The 17,376-nt window shown below is 59.8% G+C and carries 15 protein-coding genes; 6 read left to right on the top strand and 9 right to left on the bottom strand.

Annotated elements, in window-relative coordinates:
- Positions 1-2 precede the first annotated feature (2 nt).
- The 3 genes from AC3AP7_RS07280 (at position 3) to AC3AP7_RS07270 (ending at position 1,619) form a co-directional block, all read left to right on the top strand.
- Positions 3-299, top strand: a complete 297-nt coding sequence (locus tag AC3AP7_RS07280) for a 4Fe-4S dicluster domain-containing protein (protein ID WP_475764348.1) — start codon at positions 3-5, stop codon at positions 297-299.
- A 109-nt stretch (positions 300-408) separates the two neighbouring features.
- The gene (locus AC3AP7_RS07275) at positions 409-1,125 is read left to right on the top strand and encodes an O-methyltransferase (protein WP_475764349.1); all 717 of its coding nucleotides are present in this window, start codon (positions 409-411) and stop codon (positions 1,123-1,125) included.
- A 164-nt stretch (positions 1,126-1,289) separates the two neighbouring features.
- Positions 1,290-1,619, top strand: a complete 330-nt coding sequence (locus AC3AP7_RS07270; RefSeq protein ID WP_475764350.1) for a hypothetical protein — start codon at positions 1,290-1,292, stop codon at positions 1,617-1,619.
- A gap of 195 nt (positions 1,620-1,814) precedes the next feature.
- Here the strand turns inward: AC3AP7_RS07270 and nosR are convergent, their stop codons facing one another.
- The 6 genes from nosR to AC3AP7_RS07240 all read right to left on the bottom strand — a co-directional run bounded on the left by nosR (position 1,815) and on the right by AC3AP7_RS07240 (position 8,216).
- The gene (nosR, locus tag AC3AP7_RS07265) at positions 1,815-3,230 is read right to left on the bottom strand and encodes a response regulator c-di-GMP phosphodiesterase, NosR family (protein ID WP_475764351.1); all 1,416 of its coding nucleotides are present in this window, start codon (positions 3,228-3,230) and stop codon (positions 1,815-1,817) included.
- A gap of 31 nt (positions 3,231-3,261) precedes the next feature.
- Positions 3,262-3,861, bottom strand: coding sequence for a chemotaxis protein CheC (locus tag AC3AP7_RS07260; RefSeq protein WP_475764352.1), 600 nt, complete (start codon positions 3,859-3,861; stop codon positions 3,262-3,264).
- Positions 3,842-4,222 carry a response regulator gene (locus AC3AP7_RS07255; protein WP_475764353.1) on the bottom strand — a complete coding sequence of 127 codons (381 nt, stop codon included), beginning with the start codon at positions 4,220-4,222 and terminating at the stop codon, positions 3,842-3,844. Before AC3AP7_RS07255 ends, AC3AP7_RS07260 begins: the two co-directional genes overlap by 20 nt.
- Positions 4,223-4,224: 2 nt before the next feature.
- Positions 4,225-5,622 (bottom strand): ATP-binding protein, encoded by a 1,398-nt coding sequence (locus AC3AP7_RS07250; protein ID WP_475764354.1) that lies wholly within the window; start codon positions 5,620-5,622, stop codon positions 4,225-4,227.
- Between the two features lie 553 nt (positions 5,623-6,175).
- On the bottom strand, positions 6,176-6,697 hold the full coding sequence (locus tag AC3AP7_RS07245) for a nucleoside deaminase (protein WP_475764355.1): 522 nt from the start codon (positions 6,695-6,697) through the stop codon (positions 6,176-6,178).
- Between the two features lie 19 nt (positions 6,698-6,716).
- Positions 6,717-8,216, bottom strand: a complete 1,500-nt coding sequence (locus AC3AP7_RS07240) for a nucleobase:cation symporter-2 family protein (protein ID WP_475764356.1) — start codon at positions 8,214-8,216, stop codon at positions 6,717-6,719.
- A gap of 65 nt (positions 8,217-8,281) precedes the next feature.
- On the opposite strand from AC3AP7_RS07240, the gene AC3AP7_RS07235 reads away from it, so the two are divergent.
- On the top strand, positions 8,282-9,196 hold the full coding sequence (locus tag AC3AP7_RS07235; RefSeq protein WP_475764357.1) for a LysR family transcriptional regulator: 915 nt from the start codon (positions 8,282-8,284) through the stop codon (positions 9,194-9,196).
- A 461-nt stretch (positions 9,197-9,657) separates the two neighbouring features.
- Here the strand turns inward: AC3AP7_RS07235 and AC3AP7_RS07230 are convergent, their stop codons facing one another.
- Both AC3AP7_RS07230 and AC3AP7_RS07225 read right to left on the bottom strand, forming a co-directional pair.
- On the bottom strand, positions 9,658-10,500 hold the full coding sequence (locus tag AC3AP7_RS07230) for a hypothetical protein (protein WP_475764358.1): 843 nt from the start codon (positions 10,498-10,500) through the stop codon (positions 9,658-9,660).
- Between the two features lie 1,110 nt (positions 10,501-11,610).
- Positions 11,611-12,387, bottom strand: coding sequence for a hypothetical protein (locus AC3AP7_RS07225; RefSeq protein ID WP_475764359.1), 777 nt, complete (start codon positions 12,385-12,387; stop codon positions 11,611-11,613).
- A 609-nt stretch (positions 12,388-12,996) separates the two neighbouring features.
- On the opposite strand from AC3AP7_RS07225, the gene AC3AP7_RS07220 reads away from it, so the two are divergent.
- Together AC3AP7_RS07220 and AC3AP7_RS07215 are read left to right on the top strand one after the other, a co-directional pair.
- Positions 12,997-14,745 (top strand): ATP-dependent nuclease, encoded by a 1,749-nt coding sequence (locus AC3AP7_RS07220; protein WP_475764360.1) that lies wholly within the window; start codon positions 12,997-12,999, stop codon positions 14,743-14,745.
- The gene (locus AC3AP7_RS07215; protein WP_475764361.1) at positions 14,742-16,529 is read left to right on the top strand and encodes a UvrD-helicase domain-containing protein; all 1,788 of its coding nucleotides are present in this window, start codon (positions 14,742-14,744) and stop codon (positions 16,527-16,529) included. The genes AC3AP7_RS07220 and AC3AP7_RS07215 overlap by 4 nt, the downstream gene beginning before the upstream one ends.
- 120 nt (positions 16,530-16,649) lie before the next feature.
- Here AC3AP7_RS07215 and AC3AP7_RS07210 read toward each other — a convergent pair whose 3' ends face one another.
- Positions 16,650-17,237 (bottom strand): hypothetical protein, encoded by a 588-nt coding sequence (locus tag AC3AP7_RS07210; RefSeq protein ID WP_475764362.1) that lies wholly within the window; start codon positions 17,235-17,237, stop codon positions 16,650-16,652.
- Positions 17,238-17,376: the final 139 nt, after the last annotated feature.

Raw genomic sequence — 17,376 nt, 5'->3', positions numbered from 1 at the left:
GCATGCGCGAGAAATCGACGGACGACTGCAGGCGGAAGCCGGGGGTGATTGCGCCGGTCGTCGACCTGAAACGTTGCGAAGGCAAAGGCGATTGCCTCGCGGTCTGCCCGGAGCACGTGTTCGAGATCCGGCGCATCGACGAGGCGGATTATGTCGGCCTCGACTGGATGCATCGCCTCAAGCTGCGCGTGCATGGAATGAAAGTCGCCTACACGCCGAATGCGCACGCCTGCCGCTCGTGCGGACGGTGCGTGACCGCATGCCCCGAACGCGCGATCCGGCTCGCCCGGACCGCATAAGCGTCACACGTACACCTGTCCGCCGGTGACGGAACGACGGCGCGGCCCGCCCGACAGGAGCGGCCGTGGCGGACGTCATCGACAGGATCGATCACCCCAGGGAGCGCACATGGCTTCATCCACCACCGTTCTTCTGCAGCGGCTTCACGAGCAGAGCCAGACTGAAATGATTGCCCGCGCACGCGCGCAGTTCGAGGGATCGGACGAAGCGTTTCTCACGCTTGCCGACGAATACGAAATGCTTGCGCCCCGGCTGCGCGGACGGTTTCTCGAAACGCTCGGGCTGTCCGGCGAAGATTTCGAATCGTCGCAAGGCACGCCGCTTTCGTTGGCCGTGTCGGCGGAAACGGGACAATTTTTACGCAACATGGTGCTCTCGCAGAAGCCCGCCCGCATCCTCGAACTCGGCAGCTCGTGCGGCGTGTCCACGCTCTATTTCGCCGAGGCGCTCCGCACGTTGGGCCGCGGCGTGGTCGTGGCGACTGAACGGGATGCGCTCAAGTGCGCGCGGCTGCGCGCTCACGTCCACGCAGCGGACGTCGACGCGTATGTCGAGCTGCGCGAAGGCGACGTATTCCAGACCGTCGCCGGACTGGACGGCGCATTCGACATGGTGTTCATCGACGTCTGGGCGGACACCTATCTCCGGCTGTTCAGGCAGGTCGAGCGCCTGCTACGGCCGGGATCGGTCGTGCTCGCCGACAACATGTACACCGCCGAGGACGCCGTTCGGCCGTACAAGCGCTATCTCGACGACAATCCTCGCTTTTCGACCACGACGCTGGCCTTTGAATCAGGGGTCGAATTTACGGTCGTCGTGTCGTGAGCGGACGATGCGTCGTCTCGCGAACGGCTGCCGCCGCGCGCAGGATGGTCGATCGCGCAGTCTCCCCGGAACAGGTCGGCGCCCTCCCGTGCCGCGAACCATCGCTCGTCCGGGCACGCATCATGCGTAACGGTTAGCGCCAATCGACGACGAGAGGGGGCGATATGGGACTTCAATCGACCAGATGGTTTCCACTGGACCGCTACGCACCGGTTCGGGATGGATGGTATGAGGTTCGGCTGGTGAGCGGGGATACGGCATTCGCGAAGTTTGCCGCGGGTGAATGGACCGAAAAGCCGCCGCTCGTTTTCTCCCACTGGCGCGGCCTGCGCGCCGATCCCGCCAGATCCGCCGATGCCGAAACGATCGATGCGGCGGCGACCGCGGCAGTCGGCGTGCGCGCCGCGTGGAATGCGTTCTTTCCCGGACTCGGCAACGAGCGGCATCAGCCGCTCGAAGGGACACACGGCCCGTCGAAGGACGACGGCCAGTGACGCGGCGAGGCGCCGGGCGCACTGCGACGAACCCCGGGTTTGACGCATACCCGGCCGCAGGCCCGGCGCCCGCGCCGAACGCCCGGTGCCCGCGCCGAACGCGCAACCGCCGAAGGTCCGCTTCTTGCCGTTCAGCCGGCAAGAAGCCGGCCGGCGCATGGGCCGGCCCGACAGCGGATTGGCCTCGCGCCCCGCTCATCCGGGCGGGTTCGCTGTCTGCCGTGCCGGATCCTCCTGTGCGGCGCCGTCCGTGCCCGCTGCCGATACGCCTTCTGAGCAAACAAGTACCGAAAAGTGCACCCCCTCGGACTCCTCGAAGCGTCGGATCTGCGCGATATGATGCGTTCCCAGCACGCTCGTGCGCGTCATCAGCAATACGCCGCGCGGCGTACGGAGATCGTCGGCGAGCTTCATGCCCGGTTTCAGCCGCGCGGTTTCGATACAGATGTGGTCGTTGCCCTCGCCCTGCTTCGTGCCGATCAGTTTAAGAAAGTGCTCCACGAGCGCGGGATCGTAGCGCAAGCCGGCCTGCGAGCGGAATATCGACACGATCTGCGCATCCGGAACGACGCGCCCCAGCAGTCCGCCCGACTGCAACCCTTCGAAATCCCGCACGATCGACAGGATGCGCGCCCCCAGTGGGATATCCGCACCGCTTGATCCGGCGGGCGTCCCGCGTCCGTCGTAGCGTTCGTACTGGTGACGGATCATGATCCCGACCGGCTGCAGGTTGCCCACTGGCATCAGCGTCATCTGCGCGTGCAACGGATGCTGGAAATAGGTGCGGGCTTCCGTCGGCGTGAGCTTGTCCACCGACTTCTGCAGGATCGAATCGGGCAGCGCGAGCTTGCCGATGCCAAGCAGCAGTCCCGCAAAATACACTTCCTGGGCGTCGTAGTGGCTCATCCCGGATTCGAGCGCCAGCCGGCGGGCCAGGTCCGCCACGCGCGAGGACTGTCCCCCCAGCGCGCCGCAGCGCATCTCGATCATGTTGGCGCACACCTTGAGCATCGCAGTGAAATTGCTCTTCAGCTCCTCGTCCGCCTTCTCCAGAAACATCACCGTCTGGCCGATCTCTTCAGTGCGTGCCTTGACCTGGGCCTCGAGCGTCGCATTGAACTGCCGGAGCTGTTCGTTCTGTGCACGCGTCAGCTCGGCGAGCCGCGCGGTCTCGCGTTGCAACGCATGCTGCTCGAGCGAACGCCTGACCGTCAGCAGCAGGTCGTGGTCGTCCCACGGCTTGTGCAGGTAGTGATGCACGCCCCCCTCATTGATCGCGCTCACCACCGAGTCGATGTCCGCATAGCCGGTGAGCAGCAGGCGGACGGTACCCGGCCAGCCCGCCTGCACGCGTGCGAGAAATTCCGCGCCGCTCATGTGCGGCATCCGCATGTCCGAAATCACCAGATCGACAGGATGGGTGCCCAGTATTTCAAGTCCCGCCGCGCCGCTCTCCGCCGTATGCACCTGGTAGCGGGTTCTGTGCAGCAGCCGGCGCAATGCCGACACCACGCCGGGTTCGTCGTCGACAATCAGGATCGATCCGGACGGCTCGTCCGGTAGTCCGGTGTCGATCGCCGCGGCGTCGACCGCCTGGCCGGTTTCGCTCATCGTAGCCCCCTCTCGCGTTCTGTTTCGTCGGTCAGCCGCCCATCATCCGTTCCAGCGCCGCGCGAATATGGTCGACGGCACTATCGGGAAGCAGCATCGCCAGGTGCGCGGTAAAACCGCCCTTCTCCAGACTGAAATGAACATGCAGGAGCAGCGCGACACGCCATCGCGAACTCGCACTGTCCGTCTGCAGCAGCAGTTCTTCGTGAACGGTCGGCGGGGTGAAAGTGATGCGCTGCTCGAGCTGTTCGAATACCCGCTGCACGCAGGCGCCTACCAGCAGGTTGGCCACATCGGCCAGCATCTCGCGCTCATGCATCTCCGACGGAGCGTCGTAGCCCATCAGCTCGCGCAACTCTTCCATCCCCTGCCGACCGAAGACCACGACCGCTTCGCCCGCCACGCCGGCGTTGAACGCCTGCCGTATCACCGGCTGCGCGCGCCCCGCGGGACAGCAGGCTTCGAGCAGCGCCGGCAGGCTCGCCGATGCCACCGGCTGCACCGACGGGATACTGAGCGTGACGAACGTGCCGAGCAGCGCGGCGAGCGCCGCACCCGCGCGACCCATGCCGATGTTCGTGATCTCCTGCAGCACATCGCGGTGCTCGTCGCTAAGCAAGATTTCGCTCATACACGCCGTACTCCTTCAAGACTTCCAGCAGCGCCGCCGCCTTGACCGGCTTCGCGACAAACGCCGTCGCGCCGAGTTGCAATGCCCGCTCGACCGCGCCTTGCTGGACATCGGCGGACACGACCACGACGAACGGATGCCTGCCGTCCTGCTGCAACTGCGCGAGGACCCCGAAGCCGTCGAGCAGCGGCATGGTCAGGTCGAGGAACATCACCTGGCCCTTGCCCTGCCGGACCATTTCGAGCGCTTCGACGCCGTTCGAAGCCTGACTGATCTCGACATCCCACTGCGGCGGCAGGCTGGCGATCAACAGCCTGCGCGCCAGGTTCGAGTCATCCACCACGAGTACCGGTAGCGACATGGCTATCCTCCGTCGGCCGAACCGGCACGGCCCTGGCAACCGGGCGGGAGATTGCCGGACGCGTCACGCTGGGCGTTCTGGTCGACGGGCAGCGTGACCCTGAACGTGGTGCCCTCGTGCACGACGCTGCGTACGTCGACCGAGCCGCCGTGCGCGCTCACGATGCCATATGTCACCGACAGCCCGAGTCCCGTGCCCTGACCGACCGGCTTCGTCGTGTAGAACGGTTCGAAAATCCGCTTGAGGTTCTCCGGCGCGATTCCGCAGCCTGTGTCCTGAACTTCCAGCCAGACCGCAAGGCCGTCGGCCGCGGTGCCCGTGCGCACGCACACCATGCCGGGCGTCGCGTGGACGCTGCTGCTCGCGCAGGCATGCGCCGCGTTCATGACGAGGTTCATGACGACCTGGCCGATCTGCGACGGCACACAGCGGATCGGCGGCAGCTCGCCGAAACTGCGCACCAGCTCCGCGTGATACCGGACCTCCTTGCCGACGATATTCAGCGTTGATTCGATGCAGCGATGCAGATCCACCCATTCCCACGTATGGGCGCCGTCCACGCGCGAAAAATCGCGCAGATCGACCACGATCTCGCGCACGCGGGACAGCCCTTCTCTGGACTCCCGCAACAGCGTCGGCGCGTCTTCCCGCAGATACTCGAGATCCGCGTCGCGCCGCACTGCCGAGAGCCGGCGCAGTTCGTGCGCGCCGAGCTGCGCGTCCACTTCCGCGTATGCGTCGATCACGCCGAGTAGGTCATGCACATAGGTGTCGAGCGAATTGAGGTTAGACAGGACAAAGCCGACCGGATTGTTGATCTCGTGCGCCACCCCGGCCGCAAGCTGCCCGATCGCGGCAAGCTTTTCCGACTGCAGCAGTTGCTGATGCGCCTGCTCGAGCTGCGCATTCGCCGCCGACAGTTCGCGGTTGCGCTCGGTGAGCTGCGCGAGGGCGTCGCTGACCAGCCGTTCGCGCTTCTGCAGTTCGTCCCAGGCGATACAGACGTCGGTCACGTCGCTGATGGTGACGCATACGGCACTCACGCCGGCCCCGTCCCTGATCGGGATGAACGTGCAGTTCTGCCGCATGGCGTCCAGTGCGCCGGTGATCGGCCGGTTATGCTCGAATCTGAACAGGTAAGGACGATGCTGCCAGTCGCTGAAAGCGTATGAGCCGAGCTGAAACACCGATTCGAATTTCTTGCGCAGCCATTTTTCCTGCAACTCGGGAAATGCGTCGAACAGCGGGCAGCCCAGCAGTCCGGCGCGATTGCGGCCGCTATGCCGCTCCATGAAGCCGTTCCAGACCCGTATCCGCATGTCGCGATCCACCGCGAATACGCCGACGTCCACCAGATCGGCAATGGCGAATCCGAGCGTATCCGCTCCAACCGGTTCCATTTCAGCTCCCGACGACCGCGTAACACGCGTGGCCACACATGCATAACGGCCGTGGCGACACCTTCTGATATCCGTATTTACCTGAGGAATATGCCGCGCTAAAAAACCGTTGAATCGCACACCGATGCGAGATGAATGCCCGCGCCGGATACGGACAACCGGCGCCCCATCAAAGCCGGGCGAACCGGCCGGATAGCCGCATCCGCGTTACCGGGAAAAAAAACGCAGCGCGTCAATTTGAACGGCAAATGATAGTGCTGCGTCACGTCGGCAAGACCGAATCGATCGACGATTGCGTCGAGGAGCGGAAACGCTGCGTAGGCTAGCCCGTGCTCTTTATGTCAGGCCCCGGCGCTAAGCGTCACCTCATCCGCGCCGGGAACGCGGGGACGCAAGCGTGTCGAGTGCCGCGAGGCACCCGTCCGCGCCGATCCTCCCTCTGCACAGCAGTACGCGGCCCTGTGCGTCGACGCGCGACGCGCTGACTGCAAGCGCTTGCGCGACGAGGCCGCGCGCAACGTCCACGACGTGAATCGAACTGCCAGACATGCCGTCACCTAGATCCAGAAGTCCAGAAGCCGCGATGCGAGGATGCCGCTTCGTCCTCGATCAGGGGGCCGACCACTTCGACTGGCCGCTGCCCGCGCAGGAAGACCTCGCGGCAGGGTAGCGAGAAGGTCGGGTTTTCAGGGTGCGCGCCGGTTAGTGCGAGCAGGCGATGTTCGGATAGCGCGTAGACAACACGCCCGATGTTGCACCAGTAGATCGCACCCGCGCACATGCAACATGGCTCGGCGCTCGTATAGAGCGTGCATCGAGCAAGTTGCTCGGGTGACAGCAGGCGGGCAGCCATCGCCGCGGCTGCGAGTTCGGCGTGCTGGGTGGGATCGCCTGCCGGTGGCATCGAATTGTTCCCGGCCGAAGCGACGATGTTGCCGTGCTCGTCCGCCACGATTGCGGCGAATGGATGGCGGCCTTTGCGGCGCGACTCGTCAGCCAGTTCGATGGTGGCGCGCAGCAGAGCCATATCGCGCTCGCAAGGGGTCGCGGATTCGCGTGCCGTATTTGCGCTCATCTGAAAGATTTCCTTTTGGTCAAGGGAGAAGAGGATGGGTCGGTCGATGGGCTTCGGTGTGCGCTTCGCTGCCCGCGCCGCCGACGATGGCATGCGCGGTATCGGAGGCATCGGTGGGCTGACGCTCGTGGTTGAGCAGGACGTTGAGCAAGATGGCGGTGATCGCGCCGAGGAAGATCCCGCTGTCGAGAATCAGTTTCGCAGGCCCGCTCACTTGCGCGAACAGCGAGGGAAACGACATCGGCAGCACGCCGACGCTCACGGAGACCGCAACGATGATCGCGTTGCGCGTGCCTTCGAACCGCACGCGCGTGAGTTCCTGAATGCCAGCGACCGTCGTCATGCCGAACATCACGACCGCGCAGCCGCCGAGCACAGGACGCGGCACCGAGGCGATCAGCGCGCCGAGCTTGGGAAAGAGTCCCATGAGCACCATGATTCCACCTGCGGCAGCGACCACATAGCGGCTCTTTACGTTCGAAAGCGCAATGAGCCCGGTGTTTTGCGTGAATGCGTTGTAGGGAAAACTGTTAAAGATGCCACCGAGCATCGTCGAGAGACCGTCCGCGCGAAATGCATTGCCAAGGGTCGTCTGCGTGGACGGGTGGCCGATGATCGTGCCGATGGCGAGCACGTTGCCGGTCGTTTCCGCCATGATGACCAGCATCGCAAGCGCCATGACGAGGATCGGCGTCGCGGCGAAGTGCGGCATGCCGAATGCGAATGGTGCGCTGATCTCGAACCAGGACGCCTCGCCGACGTGCGCGAAGCTCGTCATGCCGCATGCCGTCGCGACGAGGGTGCCGACGATCAGGCCAATCAGCACGGCAAGATTGCCGACGAATCCGCTGAATCGCGCGTAGATGAACAGTGTGACCGCCACCGTGGCGAAGCCGAGCATCAGATTCGCGGCCGCGCCGAAGCCGGGGGCGTCTGGATTGCCGCCGCCCAGCCAGATCGCTGCGGCCGGCATCAACGAAACACCGATGATCGTGATGAGACTACCGATCACCACTGGCGGAAAGAAGCGCAACAGGCGGCTGAAGACCGGCGCGATGCAAACAGTCAGAGCGCCCGCAGCGATCACGGACCCGAACACGTATGTGAGGCCGTATTGCTTGCCGATCATGATCATCGGCGCGATAGCGATGAACGAGCATCCCTGGATCAACGGGAGCCGCGCGCCGAACGTCCAGAGGCCGATCGTTTGAATCAGTGTGGCGACACCCGAGGTCAGCAGATTGGCGTTGATGAGCGTCACCATTTGCTGCTGCGTCAGGCCGAGCGCGCTGCCGAGAATGAGCGGCACGGCCACGGCTCCCGCGTACATCACCAGCACGTGCTGCAATCCGTAGCTCGCGAGTTGCCGCGCCGGCAGGATTTCGTCCACACGATGCGTACTTTGTCTGCTCATGCAATGTCTCCCTGGTTCGTTTCGAGCCGCCCTGCGCCAGCGAGCCGCGTGCCGAAAATCGCTCCGCGTAGACGGCTGGCCATGCCTCGGCCCGTGCGCCATCATCCATCACGATAGCGATCGGGCAAAATGATCACTCATCGATTTTCTTGATACATCAGGATGAGGCAATGCGCTATTCGCTTGAACAGCTCGAGATGTTTGCCCGGGTGGTGAAGACCGGTTCGTTTTCTGCGGCGGCGCGCAGTTTGGGCAAGACGCAATCGACCATCAGCATGGCGATTGCGAACCTTGAGGTGGACTGGGGCTTGCCGCTCTTCGATCGCACAAGCAAGCTGCCGGTGCTGACTGCTGCCGGGGGCAAGCTGCTCAACGAGGTCGAGCTGGTGCTGGAGCGGTGTCTCGACCTCGAGTCCCACGCGAACGACCTCGGGGACCTGGTCGAGCCTGGACTGACACTCGCGATCGAGGTGCCGCACAAGACGCTCATGCCGGCCATCACAGATTTTTCCGTGCAATTTCCCAACGTCGACCTCGATATTCGCCATCCCATGCACGGCGACGTCAACGATCTGCTGCTAAAGGGCGAAGTGGATCTGGGCGTCGCGTTTGCACAGCCTGCATATTCTCGGGACCTTGGTTTCTCGCAGGTTGGCAAGCTGATTCTTGCTCATATTGCGCATCGCGATCACCCGCTTGCACGCCTGACGAGTGTGAGCTTCGCCGAGTTGCGCTCGCACCGCCGCCTCGTCTTCAGCGCGCACAACAACACGCTTCCTGGCACGGAGTATCTCGATTCGGCGCGAAGCTGGCAGGCGGAGAGTTACCTGGCACTACTGGAGATGGCACGCGCCGGGCTGGGCTGGACGACGCTGCCGCGGCAGTTGATCTTGCGCGAATTGGCCGATGGTGAATTCGTCGAACTGCAACTGGCGGCGTATCCGCACACCGACTGGCTGGTGGGCGTCGATCTGACGTGGTTGAAAACGCGCGTGCTGGGCAAGGCCGGCGTCTGGTTGAAGCGCCGTCTGCAGGGCCACAAGGTCTATGAACTGGATCGCAATGGCAATGCGACCACCCTGTAGCGAGCTTCGAGACGACGCGAAGAGAGTCCGGGGACTGTTTGCGATTCCGCTGCTCGCATGCGCTCAGACGACGCAGTGATAGCGGCACCACGCTTTTCGCCGCTCAGTGCCGCGAGAATGAGTTGAACATGAATGGCTTGACGGGGCCCGTGATGGGCCCCAACGGTGCTCAGAGGCCCACCCAGGGCCTCGTTTGGCCAAGCGCTTCTGGCGCATTTGACACCGAAGGATGAGCAGACCTGCTGGCAATCCGGCTTAACTGCAGTCCGCGACCGCACCGGAGACATCGATTGGGCGACCGCTTCTGGATGGTCGATGACGCTCGAATATCGCAGAGGGCCTCCCGGCGGACGGCTCATGATGGCCGACGCCTGTTTCACGCGGTCGGCAGCAGGCGATCCATTTCGGCTTATTGATTTTCTACAAAACAGACGTCCGATCTTCTGAAATCGGATCGGCGCCTATCCCTTGGATTTAAACCAAATCGTACTTTTCGGGGTGAACAGCAAAATCACGGCTACGACTTCGGCGACATGCTCAAGGTTATTGCCTAGCGTCATCGACGCGTTCTCCGGGTGCATTAAGTGCGTCAAGAAGACCACAAAGAAAATTACCAGTGCTATCGCGGATAGTGCGTTTTTCGCCCAGCCGCGCCGAAAAAATAGCTTGACGATCAGAAATCCTTTCACTAATGCCCATACGGCGAGCACCGCGACGGAGAAGAGTGTGAAGCTCCTTAAAGTGCCTGCCGATATTTTGGGTGAGATAGAAAAATGCTTCACCGAGAGTAAATATGCGCCATGAGCTATCTCGATCAATAAATGGAGGGATATCCAATAAGAAATCACAAAAACAAGTGCGGCAATTTTTGCAGTGGCCGGTGTGTCGCTATTGAGGATCGGCACACTTTCGCGAAGATCAAATTTCCCTGTGGGATTTCTCTTCGGTGCTTCCGCGACACGAGAGCGAAACCACATCAGACTTTCGTGTGTGAAGAGTAGCGCAGAGGCAGCGCCAAGCATCAGGAACACAGCGGTGCCCGTGTCGACATTCAGTTTAATTGAGTGTGCGAAGCGAAAGGCTGAGAGACCAACGAACCCTATGAGTACGACGAGACGGCCGATAGCGCGTTTTCGCCCGACAAGTGCGATGACGTATAGGCCGAAACCTAGTTGGGCCAGCAACGTGGCCTCTATGAAGAGGCCAGCGATGCGTTGTGTCGAGGTCGCTACCGGAATTGTTCTCTGAAGGCTCGCTAAAAATATAGCGTAAGTGGCCCATACCGCCAGCAGTAGAAAAACCACGGCCTTTATTGATGTAGGGGTTTGTCTCCACCAAGCTACCGCTGTACTCTTCGCGCTCTTCCATGCTCTCAACACAACCCCCCAAGAAATCCATGATAGTTACGACGACGCTTATTCACGTGTCGATACTCGTTGTGCCACTCGGAATCAGTTAACCGCGAACGATGTAGCCAAGCGAAATAAAGTGGGCCGCATTGTTTCTTCGTTCGCGGACGATCGATCCGCGCCTCTCGACGACGGCCCACTTTTGACGACCAACAACCGCAACGAGTGGGATTGTCAACGATCTGCTCAAGCTTGTCGACTAACCGAAGGTGGCCGCTATCTCGCGGATGTCCCGCGACGCAAGCCAGATCTAACGTGGGGCCGGGCCCGCGAAGATCGCGGCACGAGCAAAGCAACGCTCAATAAACTATGTCATCCTAATTTCTAATCCGACGACAATCGGGAGCCTTGGTCAGAAGCCGGCCCCGTCAATCGAACGACTGACACGTCGGCGCCCCGGCAATCACGTCCCTGTCGCACGGTTCCCCGATACCGTCCCGTATACCGTCAACGCCACTGACGGTATACGGCAGACCTCTTGCGCACAGCGCCCCGTATACCGTCAGAAATACCGTCAATCCGGGCCCTCTGCAACTTGGCACAACACGGATTGAAATGAAAAAATCCTCATATTTTTCAATAGATTACAAATCGACTCCGGCAAGCGATGGTCAAGCCCACCTCGTTTGCCAGTTGATGTAACCGGTTGATTTAAAAAAGGATTCCTTCCACCTCACTCCCACTCGATTGTCAACCCAATGGCTGAAGCCTTGTGGGGACGGGCGTTTGAGCCTCGTCGCGCGGCGTCGATACCGCCTGCGATACCGAAAAATGTGTCCGGCAGTTGGCGGCAGCTATCGAAACACCTCGGCAGATCACCGGTCTGCCTGTTTGAAAAAATCGCGCGCACCGGTATCGCACGACGTTTTGTGAGCATCATACCGCCGTTGATACCGTCAGGCTCATTCGACCGCAGCCCTCGATACCGTTCCAATCTCGATGCACCGCAAAAGTCTACATACAATACTGGTTAGCTGGAGAATCGCCCTCTGAAAAGACAATTTCTTAGGTTTCCGACTTGTAGCCACCTCCGTCCGGATGATATTTTTGGATAATAAATTTCGCAATTGCGTCAGTTACAAAGCTCATTGGCAAGAAATGCGCAACATCCCCAGACCCTGTCGTTACCAGTCCAATTGCAAACACCGATATGTTTCCTTGAGCATCGAGAGCAAACTCAATTACGGGCGATCCGCTAAACCCATCCAAATCACCATCTTTCCAGTTTAAATTCTCAAGCTTGTAACGTCCGCCGATTACGCTGTCGCCAGCGAAAGTCCCGTGAAACCCTCTTGGCTGCACCCTCGCCAATCCCTCGTCATAGTCAATGCTCTTCGAAATTCCAGGAAACCCTACAGCCCTGAGCTTGCCACCACCTAACTTTAGACGCTCCATCATGAAATCGACGTCATCTTGATGTCGCAGTGGGAGTGCTCTCCCTTTCAAAATATTTCGCTTCTCATCACTTACATCTGCGACGACGTATATTGCGACGTCTTCATACTCCTCTTCGTCTTGCGAAGCCTTCACGAGAAAGAAGCCATCAAAATTAACTGCTTCACGATCGGATTGATTTTGATGATAAGGTATCGTCACAACACCTTTCTCTTTTCCACAGGCATCTATCACGCAGTGCTTTGCTGTGACAAAGAAAATATCATCATATGGTGGAAAATAGACAAAAAAACCTGTCCCACTAAAAAATGGCATGCCAGGTAAATCCTGGCTTTCAAGTAAAATTGGCACCACACTACCATACGGGATATAATTCGCTGTGTTCATTTTATATTAAATCCTAGATCTCTAGCTTTCTATGGCGTGGAAACTTCTTTGTGAAGTGCACCGGGACAAACGCTCTCGCGCGGAGATATCTCAAGGCTGCCGCAAGCCGCAGACGTCCTCCAAGCGGAAATACGTTAGCCATGTTCGAAGGCACGCCGTGCGTGAAATTTGGCTACTGTGTCGGCGGAGTTCCACATCGGGAACAATGGCGCACTGGCGTACTTGGCTTGGAAGTTCAAGGCTGCGTCGATAGCCTTTCGAAGCTCATCGATCCTCGTTTCACTGGGTGCGCAACCGTGGAGCACTTCCCGTCATTGCCAGCTGTCGCTCAATGAATGGCAGAGTGGCTCTGTCTATAGCCACGACGGGGCCGGAGCGAATATCTCACCAAGGCATGCGGTTCGATATTCAGGCCCCGGTGTCAGGTGCCAAAGCTCGATTGCCGGGCTTCGATGCGAGGTACCGCGCGCCGTCGAAACCCCGACGTCGGCATGCCGCGACATCCCCATTCCGCGCCACGACCACCGACGCCTGGCTTCTGAAATGTATGCGTTACCATGTAAAACGCGAACGACCGAAACAACGACAAATTGTGACCAGGGGGCAGACGTGTATTTGGCGCAGTTGACGATTTCAAACTTTCGAAAGCTCCAGAAAGCAGAGTTGCGATTCCAACCGGGCTTAAATGTCCTAGTGGGCGCGAACAATGTGGGCAAGACTGCTGTCGTCGATGGCTTGCGGGCGTTACTCGCCGGGCATGACGAACCGTATCCTCGGCTCGACATCAACGATGTGCATCGACCTCATGGCGGGACGCCAGCCGGGGACATCACGTTCCAGTATATATTTCGCGGCCTTGACGAAGACGATGAGGCCGACTTCCTTCCGGCATTGAAAATGGATGCCGTTGGCAACGCAGAAGCACACGTTACCATTCGCTATGCGGACGCTGACAAGATAGGCCGCCTGCGCGCCAAACGCTGGTGCGGCGATCATGAAGACGTGGGATTGACGGCGGACATGATGGAGAACCTCCGCGGGGTGTATTTGCCCCCACTCCGCGATGCGTCACAAAGCCTGAAACCCAGTCGTACCAGCCAACTTTCGCGGCTGTTTCAGCTGCTGTCCGATGATGTCGGACGCAGCGAGATCAATGAAGCACTGAAGAAGCTCGACGAAGAGCTGAAAAAACATCAGCCGATCACCAATACCCATACGGCAATCAAGAGTCGGCACGACACTATGCTGGGCCCCCAGTTGGCCCAACTGCTGGAGCTGGGGTTAAGTGGGAGCGACTTTCAGCGACTGGCGTCTCGTCTTTCACTGATGGTCGACGCGTTCGAGATCGAACAGAACGGGCTTGGCTTCAATAACCTGATTTTCATGGCGGTGGTTCTCAGCGAGCTGGCCAAGAACCCGGAGTCGAACTACCGTGGGTTGATCGTTGAAGAACCTGAAGCGCATCTGCATCCTCAGCTTCAGGCTGTCCTTTTGGACTATCTCGAGACCATCAAGGCCACGGATGGAGAGAAGCCGGTCCAGCTATTTGTGACCAGCCATTCCCCCAACTTCGCCAGTATTGCCGATATCAACAGTCTGGCGTGCATGGTGGACACAGGCGGCGCAGTCGAGACATTCTTCCCGCGCGACATTAGCTTTGGGAAGGGAAAGCGGGAAAAGCTGGAGCGTTACCTCGACGTGACGCGCGCGGAGATATTTTTCGCCCGCCGGGTCATCTTCGTGGAAGGTGCCGCTGAATTGATGCTGGTCAGCGTGTTAGCCGAAAAGGCCGGCTACAGGCTACGCGAACATGGCGTGAGCCTCATCAGCGTCGAGGGGCTGAACTTCGATTCATTCCTCCCCTTGTTTGGCGAGAAAGCCTTGAAGATCCCGATTTCCGTGATTACGGACGCCGATCCCGTGGACACGCCTTCCGACGGAAGCGAACCGAAGGCGCTGTACCCGGCTGCCGGCGATGCCGTCAAAGTTTCCGACAACACCGCCAAGATGAAGGAAAGCGAAGACGCCCTCGTCAAGATTTTTCACGGCGTCAAGACGCTTGAGTATGACCTGGCGCTACACCAGGACAATCGCTCGGCGATGCTCAAGGCACTCAAGGAGCTGCATCCGAAAATCGGCGAAGCGGTTGAAACTTCGGTCAATGCGGCCACCGCAGACGCCGACAAGGCACGGCTCCTGTTCAGCGGCATGTTCGAACGAACGCAGAACAACGTCCAGAAAGGACGATTTGGGCAAGCGCTCGCCCAGATTCTGGCGGACGGCGCGCCATGCACCGTGCCGGAGTACCTACGCCTGGCCATTGAGCACGCCTGCCAGAAGGCGCCGGCACACTCATGACGGAACTGTCACCTGAACAGTCGGCGATCATTGATGCGTCGCTTGAGCCCATGGCCGTCATCGCATGCGCAGGAAGCGGAAAAACGCTGACGGCGGTTCGACGGCTCGCCGAAATACGCCGACAACTCGGCGACCATCGGCGATGGGTCGCACTGCTGTCCTTCTCCAACGTGGCCGTGGATACCTTTCGACAAGGTTATCAGCCCCTCGTCCGGGAAATGTCTGTCGGCGCGGGCGGCCACCGTGTTGACATCGACACACTGGATGGATTCATCACGCGTCACGTGCTTCATCCACACGCGCATCGAACGATGAAAGCGGCCCAAGCCGCGTTCCTCGTGACAGGCGGCGAAGCGTTCCTGAGCGGGTTCACATTCAAGCCGGCTAGCTATCCCGTCAGCATCACAAGCATGCAGGTCGGAACCTGTGACGCCGGCCTCTATTTCTATTACGCGAATAACGACCAGGTTGTGGCGCTGGATCAAGACATCGCATCGAGGATCGTCCATCGGCTGGGAAAGACGGGCGCCTATACGCATAACCTTGGCCGCTACTGGTGCTTCCGGACACTCAAGGAACAGCCCCTTGTCCTGCGCGCCCTGGCTCGCCGGTATCCGCACATTCTCATCGACGAAGCGCAAGACATCGGCGCCCCTCACCAGGCTATCCTCGAACAACTGATCGGCGCCGGCGTGCGGATCTCGTTGATCGGCGATCCTAACCAGGGCATCTACGAATTTGCCGGTGCCAACGGACGGTTCTTGGCTCAGTATGGTGAGCGCACCGGGATCACAGATTTGGGCCTGACCCGAAACTACCGCTCTGCCCCCCCCATCGTCGACCTGGCCAACAAGCTCTCGGCTCGGAAGGATGTGGCCGACCGCAAGGCGCCCAAGACCACCCATGGCGCGTTCTTCATTCCGTACAAGACGACTGACCGCGACAAGGTTGTAACCGCCTTCCAAACCGCGGTACTCGCAGCGGAGCTGGAAATCGGACGATCTGCCGTGCTATGCCGTGGCCGCGACCTTGCCGACCGATTGGCTGGCAACGATTCGCCGGCGGGCCAGGGAACGGTGAAGAGTTTTGCCCAAGCTGCCGTTGCGCGTGACAAAAAACAGGACTACGTGTCCGCCTTCAAGGCAGTCGCCACCTGTATCGTCGGCCTTCTTGCTGATCCGCCAAAAGAGCTGGTGGCCGCGATCACTCAACCCACCCGCTACCCGGGACCCAAGAGCCTGCGACGTCTCGTTTGGCGTTTTACGCGCGACCCCGATTCGGGCCTGCCTTCAGCGACGCTGCTGGCTGACACCGAATGGCATCCGCAATTGCTCGCGAGGGTAAAGGCGTTGCTCGCTACCCTGGAAAGCGCGCATGGTCTGAAAGCTACTGACAACATCGGCATGAAGCTGGCAAAGAAAGGCCTGCCCAATGCCCCGCTTGTCACTGCCGCAGACCTTGCCGCCCCCAACGCCCCTCGAATCCGTATTGATACGGTTCACCAAGTGAAGGGCGAGAGTCTGGACGCCGTGCTCTATATGGCAACCAAAGAGCATGTTGCCGCTTTGTTAGCCGGAGTCGATTCAGAGGTGGGACGTATTGGGTATGTCGCAGTGACTCGGGCTAGAAACCTCCTCTGGCTGGGTGTTCCAGCCAATGCACTGGCCGAGTTGCGTCCGCAACTGATTGCGTTCGGTTTTCACGAGGCGGGCATGCCGGTGACTCACGTCGCACCTCGTCTCCAAACGGAAACTCCCTCGGTAACAATGGGAGAACAGGAATGAACGTCGGAGATTCTGACGAGTTCGAATTTTCGCCCAACAGCAAGGCAACCATGACGAGAGGGATACCGACATGCGGGGGATGTGGCACGACTAAGCAACCGAGCAAATGGTATCGCACCTTTAATCGATGAGATGAATGTTTCCTTTGAACATGTCGATCCTTCTCGATTCTTTCTTGGGCAAGAGCTCAATCGTGTCCGACGCAAATGGCACAGGAAGATCGGCACCATCTGAGATTCTGCTGTCGATGTACCAGTCCGCACGATGATGTCCGAGCATCTTTTCGATAAGAAAGCAATTTGCCATTGCCCAGCTCGATGTCTTCAATACAACAGCACGTGGTTGATGCGCAATTTGGCCGTCGAAAACAGCCGGCGCAAATGCATTATGCGGAAACGCCAGTCCCTTTACCGATATAGCATAGATCGACGCGCCGCACGCATGCTGCAGAAAAGACCTGAAGTCGTTTAACTCAGCAAAGAATCCTTTCCTAGACCAGTTCGGCTCCGTCATGTAGGAAAGGAGCAAGACAGAGTCGTTCCATATGTATCCGTGACTATGTAGCGGGAGACCGTGATTGATCTTTGCCACGGCGCGACTTTGCATTGCAATCATCGCTGACGAGCCTTTGCCAGATGTGGCAAGGCTGCGAGTACCAACGAGATCAAAAGCTGTGACAATACATGGTGGCCAATTATTGGTATTCATGTTTTCTTGATGACTGGATGAAAATAATCTCGGACAGTAAAAATTTCGAAATTTTCTAACTATCGCGGAAAACCGCTTCATGCGGAAATGCAGTATGACGACCGCTGACGTGTGCGCAACGCAAGCTTACGCACGCCTG

The sequence above is a fragment of the Paraburkholderia sp. PAMB 6770 genome (genome assembly GCF_057748135.1).
The sequence above is the reverse complement of the archived record's forward strand: the minus strand, read 5'-3'. Positions and strand labels throughout refer to the sequence as shown.

Coding starts and splice junctions, on each gene's coding strand:
- AC3AP7_RS07280 (WP_475764348.1), top strand. CDS start 3: ATGCGCGAGAAATCGACGGACGACTGCAGGCGGAAGCCGGGGGTGATT.
- AC3AP7_RS07275 (WP_475764349.1), top strand. CDS start 409: ATGGCTTCATCCACCACCGTTCTTCTGCAGCGGCTTCACGAGCAGAGC.
- AC3AP7_RS07270 (WP_475764350.1), top strand. CDS start 1,290: ATGGGACTTCAATCGACCAGATGGTTTCCACTGGACCGCTACGCACCG.
- nosR (WP_475764351.1), bottom strand. CDS start 3,230: ATGAGCGAAACCGGCCAGGCGGTCGACGCCGCGGCGATCGACACCGGA.
- AC3AP7_RS07260 (WP_475764352.1), bottom strand. CDS start 3,861: ATGAGCGAAATCTTGCTTAGCGACGAGCACCGCGATGTGCTGCAGGAG.
- AC3AP7_RS07255 (WP_475764353.1), bottom strand. CDS start 4,222: ATGTCGCTACCGGTACTCGTGGTGGATGACTCGAACCTGGCGCGCAGG.
- AC3AP7_RS07250 (WP_475764354.1), bottom strand. CDS start 5,622: ATGGAACCGGTTGGAGCGGATACGCTCGGATTCGCCATTGCCGATCTG.
- AC3AP7_RS07245 (WP_475764355.1), bottom strand. CDS start 6,697: ATGAGCGCAAATACGGCACGCGAATCCGCGACCCCTTGCGAGCGCGAT.
- AC3AP7_RS07240 (WP_475764356.1), bottom strand. CDS start 8,216: ATGATGGCGCACGGGCCGAGGCATGGCCAGCCGTCTACGCGGAGCGAT.
- AC3AP7_RS07235 (WP_475764357.1), top strand. CDS start 8,282: ATGCGCTATTCGCTTGAACAGCTCGAGATGTTTGCCCGGGTGGTGAAG.
- AC3AP7_RS07225 (WP_475764359.1), bottom strand. CDS start 12,387: ATGAACACAGCGAATTATATCCCGTATGGTAGTGTGGTGCCAATTTTA.
- AC3AP7_RS07215 (WP_475764361.1), top strand. CDS start 14,742: ATGACGGAACTGTCACCTGAACAGTCGGCGATCATTGATGCGTCGCTT.
- AC3AP7_RS07210 (WP_475764362.1), bottom strand. CDS start 17,237: ATGAATACCAATAATTGGCCACCATGTATTGTCACAGCTTTTGATCTC.